Source organism: Mesorhizobium sp. M0293 (assembly GCF_040321735.1).
In the GTDB taxonomy this organism is placed as follows: Bacteria; Pseudomonadota; Alphaproteobacteria; order Rhizobiales; family Rhizobiaceae; genus Mesorhizobium.
Genome location: NZ_JAMYSA010000031.1, coordinates 1 through 14,465 on the forward strand (window position 1 = coordinate 1; position 14,465 = coordinate 14,465).

Consider the following 14,465-nt stretch of genomic DNA (forward strand, 5'->3'; position numbering starts at 1 on the left):
CGTGCTCGGCCGGTGGGGCCGGCGCGCCCCCCATCCACCCCCCCGCGCCGCCCCCGGGTGCGCGGCGGCGGGCGCCGGCGCCCCGCGCGGGGCCCCCGCCCCCCCCCCCCCACCACTTTAGACCGGCTCCGGCTCCTTGAAAGCCTTCAAACGGGCGAGATTTGTGGCAGACCAGACTTCGACCGCAAACCAGTGGCCGGCAGATGCCGGCCCTTCCGATCTGATTTCTCCCGGCCGCAAACGGCTCGGCTGGGCGCTGATGGCCGTTGCAACGCTCGGCCTGCTGGCGACGATCGTGCTGGAAATCCTCTACAAGGGCAGCGCCGATACGATCGGCTTCGAGACGTGGCGCCCCGTCGTCTATGCCTATGTGCTGTGGGGCGTGGCGATCGGCATCGGCCAGGTGCTGACGCGTGGCGAGGACGGTCAGCGTGCGCTGTTCCTGCTGCCGGCGCTCTTGTTCACCATCGCCATGGTGATCTTCCCGACGCTATTTGGCTTCTACATCGCGCTCACCGACTGGAATCTCAGTTCCTTCAGCGGCCGCAGGTTCAACGGCCTCGACAATTTCTGGCAGATGCTGGGCGATCCCTACTACCGCAACGCGCTGTTCAACATGGTGCTCTATGTGCTGGCGGTGGCGGTCGAGTATGTCATTGCCTTCGGCCTGGCACTGCTGCTCAACGCGCAGATCCGGGCGCGAAAATTCTTCCGCGTCGTCTTCCTGATGCCGCTGATGCTGTCGCCGGTCGCGGTGTCATGGATGATCGGCAAGTCGCTGATGGAATACCGGTTCGGACCGGCCGCAACGCTGGCGCGCCATCTCGGCTGGGAAAATCCGGCCTTCTTCTCCGACCCGATCATCGCGCGCATCGCCATCATGGTGCTGGATGCCTGGACCTTCATTCCGTTCATGATGATCATGCTGCTGGCCGGGCTGCAGGCGATGTCGCGCGAGGTGCTCGAGGCCGCCCGCGTGGACGGCGCCAATGTGTGGCAGACCTTCTGGCAGGTCACCTTCCCACTGATGCTGCCGGTATCGGTGACGGCGGTGATCCTGCGCATCATCTTCAAGCTGAAGCTTGCCGACATCATTATTACGGTGACATCGGGCGGCCCGGGCGGCGCTACCGATTCCGTGTCGAGCTTCATCTATCGCGAATACCGCGACCGCTCGAATGTCGGCTACGGAACCATGCTGGCGATGGCCTATCTGGTGATCATCGTCGTGTTCGTCACATGGCTGTTGAAATTTGCCAACCGTTTTGTCCGTAATGTGAATTGAGCCAAGATGAGCGTTCAGACCACCGAATATGTCGCCTCGGAGATCCGCTCGCCGGCGAGCTTCCTCGCCAGCCGCGTTTTCATCTATGGGGCGCTGGCCTTCTGGGCGTTCATCTGCCTGTTCCCGATCTACTGGACGATTACGACCTCGTTCAAAACCGCGGTGGACGTCACCCAAGGCCATCTCATCCCCTTCGTCGACTTCCAGCCGGACTGGAAAGGCTGGCGTTCGCTCGGCCTGTCGCCGGACTCGATCTTCCAGACCTCGACGGTGCGCGAGGAGTTCCTCAAGCGCTTCATGAATTCGGTGATCACCTCGGTCGGCGCATCGAGCCTCGCCATCGTCATCGGCAGCCTCGCCGCCTACGGGCTTACCCGCTACCGCTATCATTTCGCCTGGTTCAAGAACGAGGATATTTCGTTCTTCTTCCTGTCGCAGCTGATCCTGCCACCGGTGGTGCTGGCGCTGCCCTTCCTGGTGCTCTACCGGGAGGTCGGCCTGCTCGACACGCGCGTCGGGCTGATCCTGCTCTACACGCTGATGGTGCTGCCGATCGTCATCTGGATCATGCGCGACCAGTTCAACTCGATCCCGGTCGAACTCGAGGAAGCAGCGCTTGTCGACGGGCTGTCGATTTGGGGCGCCTTCTTCCGCATCGTCATGCCGATCGCGCTGCCCGGCATGGTGGCTGCCTTCATCCTGGCGATGGTGCTGTGCTGGAACGAGTATTTCTTCGCCGCCCTTTTGACCTCGACCGACGCCAAGACCATTCCCGTCATGGTGGCGAGCCAGACCGGCTCGCAAGGCATCAACTGGTGGTCAATGGCAGCGCTTGCCACGGCGGCCATCGCGCCGCTCGCCGTCATAGGCATTGCGCTCGAGCGCTATCTGATCATGGGCATGACCGCCGGAGCGGTGAAGTAGCAGGGCAGCGCGAGGCTCTCGTAGCGACGCAGCGCAGACCCTAGGATGACGAAATACCAAAGCCGCCCGACAATCTCGTAGCTAGCTCCTCAGGATCGCCCTGAGGTGATCCATGATCATTGCGACGCCCTTTTCTCCGAGCTCCGCCGAAGCATCCTTGGCACTCGCCGTATACCAGCCGGTATTGTCTTCGAAGTGGTTGGTATCGACAGCCTCCGGGCATAGCGCCAGCATCAGCGACGTCTCGCCAATGCCGGCATGATCGAACGGGTACTTGCCGTTCATGTCAGCCGACATCAGCGGATGCACCTGCACCCAGTTGAAGAAATTGGCGCCCTCGGCGTGCTCGGCATAGTAGCCGGCCATCGCCTCGGAGCCCCACCAGCCTTCGCCGCGTTCCTTCTCGAAGAAGCGGAAGATCGCCTGGCGGCCGGCGGTCTTGAACGCCAGATCGGTCGGCATGCCGGCAGCAAAGTTCTCGGTCTGGTGATGGATGATGGCGTGGATGTTGCGAAAGCCGATGCGCAGCAGACTGTAGAACAGTTCTTCGGCAAACGGCGCCAGCGCGTTGCCGCCAACCTGCACTGAGCCGCTGCCCTCAGGCGGCGCCACAGCGTAGCTCGCAGCACCGTAGTAGAAGGGCGGCAGGATAACGACATCCTTCTCCTTTTCGAACAGCTCCAGCGTCTTGATGACGGCCAGCGTGTCCATGCCGACGGCCATGTGCTCGCCATGGTATTCGAGCACGCCGAGCGGCAGGGCGACCGGCCAGTTCTCGGCGATCGCCCTGCGGATCTGGTGTGGCAGCATCAGTTCGTAACGCATGATCTATTCCATGTTGGTGTGGCGGGCACGCATCGCGTCCGGCGACTGGCCAGTCAGGGCCTTGAGCTTCAGCACCATCACCTCGAACAGCAGGAACAGCACGCCCTCGAACACCGAGCCCATCGGCAGGACCGATGTCTTCTGCGCCCCCTGATCGTTGGCCATGGTCTGCGCGGGAATGAGCAGCGTGAAATCGGCGCGCTTTGCAGCACTGCTTTCAGCCTGAGCGGTCAGCAGCAGATTGGTCGCGCCGGCACGCTGCGCGACCTGCATCAAGGTCAGCACGGTCGAGGTTTCTCCCGGCCCGGAACTGACCAGGAAGACATCGCCCGACCCCAGAGGCGGCGTGGTCATGTCGCCGACCACGGCGACCGGCAGGCCAAGATGGTAGAGCCGCATGGCAAAGCCCTTGACCTGCAAGGCCTCGCGGCCACAGCCATAGACGACGATCTGTCGGGCGCCGGCCAGCATCTTGCAGGCAGCATCGATCCGGTGCTCGTCAACGCGCGCCAGCACACCGCCGAGTTCGTCAAGGGCGGTCTCGAACAGGCCTTTGCTCTTGTCGCTCACCGCAAACCTGCCATCGAAAACACCCTGGGATTTGCCGCTCTTGCTGCCACGAACAGCTTGATTTCGTTCATGCTAGCAACCGCGAAAATGCGTGTCCAACGCGCAGCTATGCTTTTGCCAAGCCGCAGGCATGATAGTGTCATGTCAGACAAATCAAGCGAGGCAAACGGCAGGATATGAAGACACGGCATTTCGACCGCATCGGCAATGGCGGCATCAGTTTCACCGAACTCGGCTTCGGCACGGCGCCGCTCGGCAATCTTTATCGTGCCGTCTCGGACGAGGATGCCAATGCCACGCTGGAGGCCGCCTGGGCGACCGGCTGCCGCTACTACGACACCGCGCCGCTTTACGGGCTTGGTCTGTCTGAAACGCGGCTCAACCCTTTCCTACGCGGCAAGAAGCGCGACGACTATGTGCTGTCGAGCAAAGTCGGCCGCATCATGCGCGCCTGCCCACCGGAAGAGCGCACCGGCATCGGCAAGTTCTTCGACACGCCATCGCGCCGCGAGGTGTACGACTACAGCTATGACGGCGTCATGCGCTCGTTCGAAGCCTCGCTGGAGCGCCTCGGCGTCGACCGCATCGACATCCTGTTCGTGCATGATGTCGACATCTTCACCCATGGCAGCAAGGAGGCGTCCGACCGGCGCATCGAGGAGTTCATGCGCTCGGGCTACTACGGCTTGCTCTCGCTCCGCGACCAGGGCGTTATCAAGGCGTTCGGTGGCGGCATCAATGAGTGGCAGGTTGCGCAGACACTGGCCGAGCGCGGCGACTTCGACCTGTTCCTGCTTGCCGGGCGCTATACGCTGCTGGAACAGGAGGCGCTGACGTCCTTCCTGCCTCTCTGCCAGGCACGTGGCATCGGCATCGTTCTCGGCGGGCCCTACAACTCCGGCATCCTCGCAACGGGGCCGAAGCCGGGCGCTTACTACAACTATTCCGAAGCGCCGAAGGACATCCTCGACCGGGTCGCCGGCATCGAAAGCGTCTGCAAGCGCCATGGCGTGCGGCTGATCGAGGCCGCCCTGCAATTCCCGCTGCTGCACCCGTCGGTCGTCTCGGTGATCCCCGGTGGCCAGCGGCCGAGCGAAGTCGAGAGCAACCGCTCGCTGCTCGATGCGAAACTGCCCGCGGCGCTTTGGGCCGATCTCAAGAAGGAAGGCCTCATGCGCCCCGAGGCACCGACCGCATAATCCGGCCGCTCGCATCGGCATCGGGCACAAAAATGAAAAGCCGGGCAAGCCCGGCTTTTCTGGTCTCTGAAAAGAAAAAAGGCGCCTAGTTGACTGCGTCCTTGAGGCCCTTGCCGGCCGAGAACTTCGGCACGGTGCGCGCCGGGATCTGGACTTCGGCGCCGGTCTGCGGGTTGCGGCCGGTCGAAGCCGCACGCTTTGACACGGTGAAATTGCCAAAGCCGACAAGCCGGACATCGCCGCCCTTCTTCAGTTCGCCGCTGATCACGGAAAATACCGCATCGACCGCCGACTGCGCGTCACCCTTCGAAATGCTCGCGGCGTCGGCGACAGCGGACACCAGTTCGTTCTTGTTCATAAAAATTCCCTTCCATGAGAACACCGGAACTATCGACTCATCCGGCAGGAAACGGACTTTAGAAAGAAGCGTTGCCGCAACCAAGTCGAAAAGGCAGGAAAAAAGCGGAAAAAGCCCGGAAATGCTGGGTTTTTCACATGAAAAAGCCGGGCGCTAGGCCCGGCTCTCCGTTTGTGCACTGCAACCTTGGCGAAAACCAACGCACGGCCCCGAAAACCGCAGTCGGTTTCCGGAAGGGACCATGCGCAAGTCCAGGTGTTAGAGCGTCGTTTGCGCGTCCAGGTGGACGCGCGACGCTCTAATGCGCAAGCGTCTTTCCGGCATCGTCCGTGGTGTCGGTCGTGGCCGGAGGATTGACCGGTTCGACCCATTCGATCGGCTCCGGCATACGCACCAGCGCGTGGCGCAACACCTCACCGACCCGTGCGACCGGAATGATCTCCATCCCGTTCTTCACGTTGTCCGGAATCTCCGCCAGGTCCTTGGCGTTGTCTTCCGGGATCAGCACCTTCTTGATGCCGCCGCGCAAAGCGGCAAGCAGCTTCTCCTTCAGGCCGCCGATCGGCAGAACCCTGCCGCGCAGCGTGATCTCGCCGGTCATCGCGACATCCGCCTTGATCGGAATGCCGGTCAGAACGGAGATGATCGCGGTCGCCATCGCCACGCCGGCCGACGGTCCGTCCTTGGGCGTCGCACCTTCCGGCACGTGCACGTGGATGTCGCGCTTGTCGAACAGCGGCGGCTCGATGCCGAAATCGACAGCGCGCGAGCGGACATAGGAGGCCGCCGCCGAGATCGATTCCTTCATCACGTCGCGCAGATTGCCCGTCACCGTCATGCGGCCCTTGCCGGGCATCATGACGCCTTCGACCGTCAGCAGCTCGCCGCCGACTTCCGTCCAGGCGAGCCCGGTAACGACACCGACCTGATCGTCGGCCTCGACCTGACCGAAGCGGAAGCGCGGAACACCGAGGTAGTCGGCGAGATTCTCCGCCGTGATGTTTACCGTCTTCTTCTTCGTCTTCAGGATCTCGGTCACCGACTTGCGAGCGAGCTTCATCAGCTCGCGCTCCAGGCTCCTGACGCCCGCTTCACGGGTATAGGTCTGGATGATGGCGCGGATCGCGTCCTCGCCGACGGAGAACTCCTTCGGCTGCAGGGCGTGATCGCGGATCACCTTCGGCATCAGGTGCCGCTTGGCGATTTCGATCTTCTCGTCCTCGGTGTAGCCGGCGATACGGATGATCTCCATGCGGTCCATCAAGGGCGCAGGGATGTTCAGCGTGTTCGCCGTCGTCACGAACATCACGCTCGACAGGTCGTATTCGACCTCGAGGTAATGGTCCATGAACGTCGAGTTCTGCTCGGGATCGAGCACCTCGAGCAGCGCCGATGACGGATCGCCACGGAAGTCCTGGCCCATCTTGTCGATCTCGTCGAGCAGGAAGAGCGGGTTGGACTTCTTCGCCTTCTTCATCGACTGGATGACCTTGCCGGGCATCGAGCCGATATAGGTGCGGCGATGGCCACGGATCTCGGCTTCGTCACGCACGCCGCCAAGCGCCATGCGGATGAATTCGCGACCGGTCGCCTTGGCGATCGACTTGCCGAGTGATGTCTTGCCGACGCCGGGAGGGCCAACAAGGCACAGGATCGGCCCCTTCAGCTTCTTCTGGCGGCTTTGCACGGCAAGGTACTCGACGATGCGGTCCTTGACCTTGTCGAGGCCGAAATGATCGGTGTCGAGCACGTTCTGCGCGAAGGCCAGGTCCTGCTTGACCTTGGAGTTCTTGCCCCACGGAATCGACAGGATCCAGTCGAGATAGTTGCGCACGACGGTCGATTCAGCCGACATCGGCGACATCGTCCTGAGCTTCTTCAACTCGGCTTCCGCCTTTTCGCGGGCCTCCTTGGAGAGCTTGGTCTTCTTGATGCGCGCCTCGATCTCGGCGGCTTCGTCGCGGCCGTCCTCGCCTTCGCCGAGCTCCTTCTGGATCGCCTTCATCTGCTCGTTGAGGTAGTATTCGCGCTGCGTCTTCTCCATCTGGCGCTTGACGCGCGAGCGGATGCGCTTCTCCACCTGCAGGACGGAGATTTCGGCTTCCATGAAGCCCATTGCCTTTTCCAGCCGCTCCTTGACCGAAAGCGTGGCCAGCATTTCCTGCTTTTCAGGAATCTTGATGGCGAGATGCGAAGCGACCGTGTCGGCGAGCTTGGAATAGTCGTCGATCTGGCTGGCCGCACCCACCACTTCGGGCGAGATCTTCTTGTTCAGCTTGACGTAGTTCTCGAAGTCAGTGACGACCGACCGTGCCAACGCCTCGACCTCGACCTCTTCCTCCTCCGGCTCGACAAGCGCCGCGGCGCGGGCCTCGTGGAAGTCGGGACGGTCGGTGAACGAAACGATTTTCGCGCGCGAAGCGCCCTCGACCAGAACCTTGACGGTGCCGTCGGGCAGCTTCAGCAATTGCAGCACATTGGCGAGCGTGCCGATGTCGAAGATGGCATCGGGCTCGGGATCGTCGTCTGCGGCATTCATCTGGGTGGCAAGCAGGATCTGCTTTTCCTGACCCATCACCTCTTCCAGCGCCTTGATCGACTTCTCACGCCCAACGAAGAGCGGAACGATCATATGCGGGAACACCACGATGTCGCGCAGTGGGAGAACTGCGAAGACGCCGTCGCTGGGTGCCTTGGATATTTTGGCCATTGTCCAACCTTTCATGTCGCGGCCGCCAATCAGCCAACCGCGAATCTTATATTAACGACCGGGGATCGTTCCGCCTACCACCGTTTGTGACGGGAGTTTTACAAGCACAGAAATCGGGCACCTCGGCCTTCTCCAGTTACTTGGATGCACGACCCCCAAAGATCAAGGGGCAGTCCAAATCCACACTTTCAACCCGTCTGCGAGTGACACATTTGCGACGCTCAGCCCGTACGCCGCGCAAAACCGCTGTGCGACAGCAAAACGGCGCCTTGCGGCGCCGTTTCAGAATTTCGCTGCGGGCTCATGTCAGGCGCTGACATTGCCCTTCTTTTCCTTCTGCTCGGAGTAGATGTAGAGCGGCCGGGCGCTGCCGGTCACCACTTCTTCCGAAATCACCACTTCGCGCACGCCTTCGAGTGCGGGAAGCTCGAACATCGTATCGAGCAGGATCGCTTCCATGATCGAACGCAGGCCGCGGGCGCCGGTCTTGCGCTCGATGGCGCGCTTGGCGATCGCCGACAGCGCGTTCTCGTGGAAGGTCAGGTCGACATTCTCCATCTCGAACAGCCGCTGATACTGCTTGACCAGCGCGTTCTTCGGCTCGGTCAGGATCTGGATCAGCGCCGGCTCGTCGAGGTCCTCCAGCGTCGCCAGAACCGGCAGACGACCGACAAACTCAGGGATGAGACCGAACTTCAACAGATCTTCGGGCTCGACCAGGCGGAAGACATCGCCGGTGCGGCGATCCTCGGGCGAAGCGACGACCGCGCCGAAGCCGATCGAGGTCTTGCGGCCGCGATCCGAGATGATCTTGTCCAGCCCGGCAAAGGCGCCGCCGCAGATGAACAGGATGTTGGCGGTGTCGACCTGCAGGAACTCCTGCTGTGGATGCTTGCGGCCACCCTGCGGCGGCACGGAAGCAACGGTGCCTTCCATGATCTTCAAGAGTGCCTGCTGCACGCCCTCGCCCGATACGTCGCGGGTGATCGAGGGGTTGTCAGACTTGCGCGAAATCTTGTCGATTTCGTCGATGTAAACGATGCCGCGCTGGGCACGCTCGACATTGTAGTCGGCCGACTGCAACAGCTTCAGGATGATGTTTTCGACGTCCTCGCCGACATAACCGGCTTCGGTCAGCGTCGTCGCGTCAGCCATGGTGAAGGGCACGTCGATGATGCGGGCCAGGGTCTGCGCAAGCAGCGTCTTGCCGCAACCGGTCGGGCCGATCAGCAGGATGTTGGACTTCGCCAACTCGACATCGTTGTTCTTGCCGGCATGCGCGAGGCGCTTGTAGTGGTTGTGGACCGCCACCGACAGCACGCGCTTGGCGTAGGGCTGGCCGATGACATAGTCGTCGAGAACCTTGAGGATCTCCTGCGGTGTCGGCACGCCTTCGCGCGACTTCACCATCGAGGTCTTATTCTCCTCGCGGATGATGTCCATGCAGAGTTCGACGCACTCGTCGCAGATGAAGACCGTCGGACCGGCGATCAGCTTGCGCACTTCGTGCTGGCTTTTGCCGCAAAACGAGCAGTAAAGCGTGTTCTTGGAATCGCCGCTGTTGTTGCCGACCTTGCTCATTTTCATGTCCTTTCATGGCCGCCCGCCGATGGTCTGGCTGAAAGGGCGCATACTCTATCTATCGCGGGAATCCGCCGCCGCCAGTGTGTCCCGGCTCCTGCAACGCATTCCGTACGAAACACAAATCAGAAAACGTGGCAATGATTCGCGACAACCCCGCATAAAGCTAAGCCGCCGAAACTCAACACAGCCTTAACGTAGGCAATCCTGTCCCCCGAGGGAACAGCCAATTGTGGCCGAAATGCCGCAAGACGCGCCAAAAGCGCGTGATGGTGCCATCCAACTGCCAACTGGCCTTTATGCCACAGCGCTTTCTGCCGCTTCGCGCGACGAAATGACCTTGTCGATGAGGCCGAAATCCTTGGCTTCGTCGGCCGTCATGAAATGGTCGCGGTCGAGCGTCTTCTCGATCTCGTCGTAGCTCTTGCCGGTGTGCTTGACGTAGACCTCGTTGAGGCGACGCTTCAGCTTGATGATATCCAGGGCATGGCGCTCGATGTCGGATGCCTGGCCCTGGAAGCCGCCGGAAGGCTGGTGAACCATGATGCGGGCGTTCGGCGTGGCAAAGCGCATGTCCTTGTGGCCGGCGGTCAGAAGCAGCGAGCCCATCGAGGCCGCCTGGCCGATGCAGAGCGTCGACACGGCCGGCTTGATGAACTGCATGGTGTCGTAGATCGCCATGCCCGAGGTGACGACGCCGCCCGGCGAATTGATGTAGAGGTTGATTTCCTTCTTCGGATTCTCGGCTTCCAGGAACAAAAGCTGCGCGCAGACCAGCGTCGCCATGCCGTCCTCGACCGGACCGGTGATGAAAATGATGCGCTCCTTGAGGAGACGCGAGAAAATGTCATAGGCCCGCTCGCCGCGATTGGTCTGTTCGACCACCATCGGAACGAGGTTCATGTAGGTTTCGACGGGGTTCTTCATTCGCTATCTCTTATCTCGCGGTGGGATTCCGGCGCCGGGAATGCTGGCAGATCGGGCAGAATCGGTTCTGGATCGTTATTCCGTAAATAGGATGCCGGCTCATCCTTGTGCAAGGCCGACCCGTCCTAGCCATCTGGGTAAGTCGAATCAAGGTTACATTTCATGGGATTCATCGACCTGTGCCGTGATCGTTCAGGGGCGGCGTCACCACCGTAGCAATTTCTTAACCGCATCGCTTAACGAAATACGGCAAATCCACTTCCCCCCGACGTCTCTTCCCCTACAATCCAACGTTGAACCGTCATTGTGCCGTTCAACAGGGGGAGTGTCATGTCTGGGAAAACCGCATGCTTCACCATTGCCGGGCTGACTATGCTCGGCACGATTTCGCAGACGGCGGCCGGCGGCCGGGCCGTCGAATGCTATGAACCTGTCCGCACCTCGGCCGTCTACGACACGGTCTATGAAGACGTGCTGGTCAGTCCGCCCGGCCAGCAGGTTGACTACACTCCGCCCATTTACGGTACGCGCGAACGCGTGGTGATGACGGTTCCGGCACAAGTGACCTACGAGGTCGTGCCCGCGATCACCCGCACCGTCTACCATACGGTCCGGGTCGATGGCGGCTATTCCTGGGAATGGCGCGTCATCCATGGCCGCAAGGTGCTGTGCAAGATCTGGCACAAGGCCCGCTATGAGCGCGTTGCCGAAACCGTGGTGATCCAGCCCGAACGCACGCGCCGTGTCGTCATCCCGGCACAGTACGACAGCATCGCCGAGGAAGTTCTGGTGCAGCCGGAGCAAAGGCGCATCATCGATGTCCCCGCCTCCTACCGGACCGTCGCGCGCCGCGTGCTGGTCCGTGAAGGGTCTTCAGGCTGGCGGCGCGTGCATATTCCCAGGCATTGCCAGGATTAAGTTTGGGCCGGCAGGATTCATTTCTCCGAATGGTTTGCGGGCCCAACTCAATCAGAAGCCCCCGCTTTCGACCCTCAAGTCAGTCATCAGGCAGCCGCAGAGGCAGCCTTGAAAGCTGAGGCAGCGGCCGCCATCTCGATTTCGCCCTGGAACTTATCCAAGAAGTCCTCTCGCCCGATCTCGCCCATATCAACAGCTTTCGCTCCACCTGCCGCAATGAAGGATATGTCGGTGATGCCGATGACGTTCAGGATCAGCCGCAAATACTGGGTCGCAATGTCTCGATCGCGGATTGGGGAACCCTCGGTGTAAACGCCGCCGGAAGCCATAAGCACAGTCGCCTTCTTGCCGCTAACAAGGCCCTTGCCGTCCATCCCGAGCGTCAGCCCCTTACGGACGATGTGATCAACCCAAGCCTTGAGCGCCGCCGGGACGTTGTAGTTGTACACGGGCGTGGCAATGACGAGATGGTCGGTCGCCAGCAGCTCCGCGACGAGGCTGTCCGACAGCCGGAGCACTTCCTTCATTTCGGCCGAATGCTGATCAGGCGGCGTGAAATAAGCCTTGAGCCACGGCGCGTTCACGAACGACAGGCCCGTTTCCATCAGATCGCGGGTAACCACCTGCCCATCAGGGTGGGCTGCCTGCCATTCAGCGACAAAACGGCGGGTGAGATTGCGCGAGATCGAATAATCACCGCGCGGGCTGGACTCGACAACGAGAATGCGTGGCATGAATGGTCTCCTTGGATTGAATCAGCCGAAGCGGAAGCCGGAAATCGGCTTGCCGAGAGCGCGACTGTGAGTGCAGCTTGCGCCGTAGACACCGTCGTAAAAAGAGATAATGATCCGATCATCTCTATCAGTTTGGATGATGGATGCTCGGCAGTTTGACCTTGGACCAGCTACGCGTGCTGGTGGCGATTGTTGAAACGGGCAGCTTCTCGGCTGCTGGCCGTAAGCTCCACCGTGCCCAATCCGCGATCAGTCAGACCATCGCAACGCTGGAAGACGTACAGGGGGTCACCCTCTTCGACCGCAGCAATTATCGCCCGCTCCTGACTGATGTGGGCCGCGCGCTGGTCGCTCAGGCTCGTATCGTCCTCTCAGGCACGGCGCGTTTCGAGGCGATGGCTGCCGGCACGCGGGATGGACTTGAGCCCGAGCTTGCGGTCGCGATCGATCCATTGGTGCCCACTGCGCCCTTCATCGATAGCCTGCATGCGCTCCGCGAGGTCTTTCCTCACCTGCCGGTGAGCTTCTCGACCGAGGGGCTGGGCGGCGCCGAGCGGCGATTGCGCCGGGGTGATGCCGCGCTCGCCTTCTGCGTCCTTCTGCCGAGCGCGCCTGAAGATATTGTGGCTTTGCCGCTGCTCGGCGTGCGGCTGCTCCCGGTCGTGGCGCCAACCCATCCGCTTGCCCGGCTCGGCCGGCCCCTCACCCACCCGGACCTGGATGAGCATGTACAACTCGTGCTGTCCGACCCGTCTACACCGGACAGTCCAAGCTACGGCGTGGTTGGAACCAAGGTGTGGCGGTTCGTTGAGCTTGGGCGCCGACTTGATTTCCTCCTCGCGGGGTTTGGCTGGTGCCGAATGCCCGAATATCTGGTGACGCCGCTTCTGGCCGAAGGCCGCCTCGTCCCGTTGCCGATCAAGGACGATCCCGCCGGCGCTCACGGCCCTCTGACAATCTACGCCGCGCATATGCGAGACCGTCCCCTCGGCCGCGCAGGCGCATGGCTTCTCGACAATCTTCAGGCTCGGTTCAATCCGATTTCAGTGCATCATGGCTCAGAACCGGACAGAGCAATTTCCACCCATCGCTGACATTCTCGATTGGGTTTAACCTTGCCTAGCGGTTAAAACGACACGCTTAGTTCCCATCAGCACAATGGCAAGAACCGACCAATATTGGTCGTAGGAGCCGATCAGCGTTGACCCGCAATCTGCCATTCCGGCGCCCGTTATGGAGATTGGTCCCATGACCCAGGTTTCAGTTTTAAACTAGGCCACCTCCGCTCGCAGCCATGCCGTCAAGCCGGCGATATCGCCATTGCCAACGGCCGCCGCAACGCGCCGGCCGACCGCTGCGCCGAACTTGTAGCCATGGCCGGAGCAAGCCGAGACGATCAGGCATTTTCCTTGCGCATGGGCGAAGAACTTCTCGTCGTCGGTGAAGGTGTAGGCGCAGGTGACGACCTCGGTCACCCTGTATTCCTCGATCCGGGCGATCGGCGGCGAGAACAGGTTGCGGATCGCCTCGCCCTCGCCCGGCACCGGCTGACGATTCCAGTCGGCATCGCTGGTCGGCACCCTGTGCAGCCCGGAACCGAATTTCATGCCGGCGCCGCCCGAGGGCGGGATCACATAGCCGTCGACCGCGCCGCCGACATCGAGGACAACGGGTGAAGCCTGCCAGGCGGCCTCGAGGTCGGCCGGCGGTTCGACATAGGCGAGTGCGGTTCGATAGGTCTTCAGCTCGCCGTCCAACTCCGGGAACAGTTTCAATACCCAGGCCCCTGCCGTGACGACGATGCGGTCGGCCTGCATGGTCTCGCCGCTCTCGAGCACGATATGGCCGGCCTCGGAGTCAACCGCGGTGACTTTGCTGTGTTCGTAGACATTGGCGCCGTTGGCGCGCAGCCACTTTGCCAGGCCGGAGGCGATCTTGCGGCAATGCAGCGCGCCGCCTTCGGTCGAAAAATAGGCATAGCGGAACGAACCGGCTTCGAGGAACGGCCAACGTTTCACGGCCGCGTCCGGCTCCAGCAATTCGAAAGGAAAATTGCCTTCTTCCAGGCCCTCGCGATATTCCTCGGCCTCATCGCCGGGCTCGCGCGAAACGCAGACAAATCCGCGCGCATCGAGATGGCTTTCGCCGAGATCGGCCCACATCGCGTCCCAGGCCTGATAGGCTTCGGTGATCAGCCGGCCATAGCCGGTTCCCGCCCGGTAGGCGCGGCGGATGATGCGATGGTGGTCACCCGACGCGGCCAGCGGATTGGGGATCGGTCCCTGCTCGACGATCGAAACGCTGTGACCCGCCTTGACCAGCGACCACGCGGTGGAGAGACCGGCAATACCCGCGCCGACAACAATGACATTCATCAGTTCAGTCTTTCCGCAGCCGGTCCGGCTGGCTCAACGCATTGGGTTGCGGGCGCCAA

13 protein-coding genes are annotated in these 14,465 nt (G+C 61.7%); 5 read left to right on the forward strand and 8 right to left on the reverse strand.

From position 1 onward, the window contains the following. The first annotated feature begins 163 nt into the window (after nucleotides 1–163). Both NKJ06_RS13980 and NKJ06_RS13985 read left to right on the forward strand, forming a co-directional pair. Nucleotides 164–1,285, forward strand: a complete 1,122-nt coding sequence (locus tag NKJ06_RS13980) for a carbohydrate ABC transporter permease (protein WP_352809986.1) — start codon at nucleotides 164–166, stop codon at nucleotides 1,283–1,285. A gap of 6 nt (nucleotides 1,286–1,291) precedes the next feature. Next, complete coding sequence (locus tag NKJ06_RS13985) at nucleotides 1,292–2,209, forward strand: carbohydrate ABC transporter permease (RefSeq protein ID WP_056594228.1); 918 nt, start codon at nucleotides 1,292–1,294, stop codon at nucleotides 2,207–2,209. Nucleotides 2,210–2,290: 81 nt separating this feature from the next. Here the strand turns inward: NKJ06_RS13985 and NKJ06_RS13990 are convergent, their stop codons facing one another. Then, nucleotides 2,291–3,034 carry a creatininase family protein gene (locus tag NKJ06_RS13990; protein WP_352809987.1) on the reverse strand — a complete coding sequence of 248 codons (744 nt, stop codon included), beginning with the start codon at nucleotides 3,032–3,034 and terminating at the stop codon, nucleotides 2,291–2,293. Between the two features lie 3 nt (nucleotides 3,035–3,037). Then, entirely contained in the window at nucleotides 3,038–3,604 is a 567-nt protein-coding gene (locus tag NKJ06_RS13995) for an SIS domain-containing protein (protein WP_352809988.1), read from the reverse strand. A 176-nt stretch (nucleotides 3,605–3,780) separates the two neighbouring features. On the opposite strand from NKJ06_RS13995, the gene NKJ06_RS14000 reads away from it, so the two are divergent. Next, a complete protein-coding gene (locus tag NKJ06_RS14000) occupies nucleotides 3,781–4,803 on the forward strand; it encodes an aldo/keto reductase (protein WP_352774762.1) in 1,023 nt (340 codons plus the stop codon). 85 nt (nucleotides 4,804–4,888) lie between these two features. On the opposite strand, the gene NKJ06_RS14005 is transcribed toward NKJ06_RS14000, so the two are convergent. From NKJ06_RS14005 to NKJ06_RS14020, 4 genes are all read right to left on the reverse strand, one after another. Next, a complete protein-coding gene (locus NKJ06_RS14005; RefSeq protein WP_027143628.1) occupies nucleotides 4,889–5,161 on the reverse strand; it encodes an HU family DNA-binding protein in 273 nt (90 codons plus the stop codon). A 298-nt stretch (nucleotides 5,162–5,459) separates the two neighbouring features. Further along, nucleotides 5,460–7,871, reverse strand: a complete 2,412-nt coding sequence (gene lon, locus NKJ06_RS14010) for an endopeptidase La (RefSeq protein ID WP_352629261.1) — start codon at nucleotides 7,869–7,871, stop codon at nucleotides 5,460–5,462. A gap of 306 nt (nucleotides 7,872–8,177) precedes the next feature. Then, nucleotides 8,178–9,452 (reverse strand): ATP-dependent Clp protease ATP-binding subunit ClpX, encoded by a 1,275-nt coding sequence (gene clpX, locus NKJ06_RS14015; RefSeq protein ID WP_013532190.1) that lies wholly within the window; start codon nucleotides 9,450–9,452, stop codon nucleotides 8,178–8,180. A gap of 297 nt (nucleotides 9,453–9,749) precedes the next feature. Beyond that, nucleotides 9,750–10,379, reverse strand: coding sequence for an ATP-dependent Clp protease proteolytic subunit (locus NKJ06_RS14020; RefSeq protein WP_352629263.1), 630 nt, complete (start codon nucleotides 10,377–10,379; stop codon nucleotides 9,750–9,752). A gap of 330 nt (nucleotides 10,380–10,709) precedes the next feature. Here NKJ06_RS14020 and NKJ06_RS14025 point away from each other — a divergent pair, with 330 nt between their 5' ends. Next, a complete protein-coding gene (locus NKJ06_RS14025) occupies nucleotides 10,710–11,297 on the forward strand; it encodes a hypothetical protein (RefSeq protein ID WP_352809989.1) in 588 nt (195 codons plus the stop codon). 86 nt (nucleotides 11,298–11,383) lie between these two features. Here the strand turns inward: NKJ06_RS14025 and NKJ06_RS14030 are convergent, their stop codons facing one another. Then, the gene (locus tag NKJ06_RS14030) at nucleotides 11,384–12,031 is read right to left on the reverse strand and encodes an FMN-dependent NADH-azoreductase (protein ID WP_352629266.1); all 648 of its coding nucleotides are present in this window, start codon (nucleotides 12,029–12,031) and stop codon (nucleotides 11,384–11,386) included. Between the two features lie 143 nt (nucleotides 12,032–12,174). On the opposite strand from NKJ06_RS14030, the gene NKJ06_RS14035 reads away from it, so the two are divergent. Continuing rightward, entirely contained in the window at nucleotides 12,175–13,125 is a 951-nt protein-coding gene (locus NKJ06_RS14035; RefSeq protein WP_352629267.1) for a LysR family transcriptional regulator, read from the forward strand. A gap of 177 nt (nucleotides 13,126–13,302) precedes the next feature. Here NKJ06_RS14035 and NKJ06_RS14040 read toward each other — a convergent pair whose 3' ends face one another. Then, a complete protein-coding gene (locus tag NKJ06_RS14040; protein ID WP_352629269.1) occupies nucleotides 13,303–14,406 on the reverse strand; it encodes an NAD(P)/FAD-dependent oxidoreductase in 1,104 nt (367 codons plus the stop codon). Nucleotides 14,407–14,465 lie beyond the last annotated feature (59 nt).

Bases quoted from the DNA above. Each gene is read 5' to 3' on its own strand.
- NKJ06_RS13985 (WP_056594228.1), top strand. From the start codon at position 1,292: ATGAGCGTTCAGACCACCGAATATGTCGCCTCGGAGATCCGCTCGCCG.
- NKJ06_RS13990 (WP_352809987.1), bottom strand. From the start codon at position 3,034: ATGCGTTACGAACTGATGCTGCCACACCAGATCCGCAGGGCGATCGCC.
- NKJ06_RS14000 (WP_352774762.1), top strand. From the start codon at position 3,781: ATGAAGACACGGCATTTCGACCGCATCGGCAATGGCGGCATCAGTTTC.
- NKJ06_RS14005 (WP_027143628.1), bottom strand. From the start codon at position 5,161: ATGAACAAGAACGAACTGGTGTCCGCTGTCGCCGACGCCGCGAGCATT.
- lon (WP_352629261.1), bottom strand. From the start codon at position 7,871: ATGGCCAAAATATCCAAGGCACCCAGCGACGGCGTCTTCGCAGTTCTC.
- clpX (WP_013532190.1), bottom strand. From the start codon at position 9,452: ATGAGCAAGGTCGGCAACAACAGCGGCGATTCCAAGAACACGCTTTAC.
- NKJ06_RS14020 (WP_352629263.1), bottom strand. From the start codon at position 10,379: ATGAAGAACCCCGTCGAAACCTACATGAACCTCGTTCCGATGGTGGTC.
- NKJ06_RS14025 (WP_352809989.1), top strand. From the start codon at position 10,710: ATGTCTGGGAAAACCGCATGCTTCACCATTGCCGGGCTGACTATGCTC.
- NKJ06_RS14030 (WP_352629266.1), bottom strand. From the start codon at position 12,031: ATGCCACGCATTCTCGTTGTCGAGTCCAGCCCGCGCGGTGATTATTCG.
- NKJ06_RS14035 (WP_352629267.1), top strand. From the start codon at position 12,175: ATGCTCGGCAGTTTGACCTTGGACCAGCTACGCGTGCTGGTGGCGATT.
- NKJ06_RS14040 (WP_352629269.1), bottom strand. From the start codon at position 14,406: ATGAATGTCATTGTTGTCGGCGCGGGTATTGCCGGTCTCTCCACCGCG.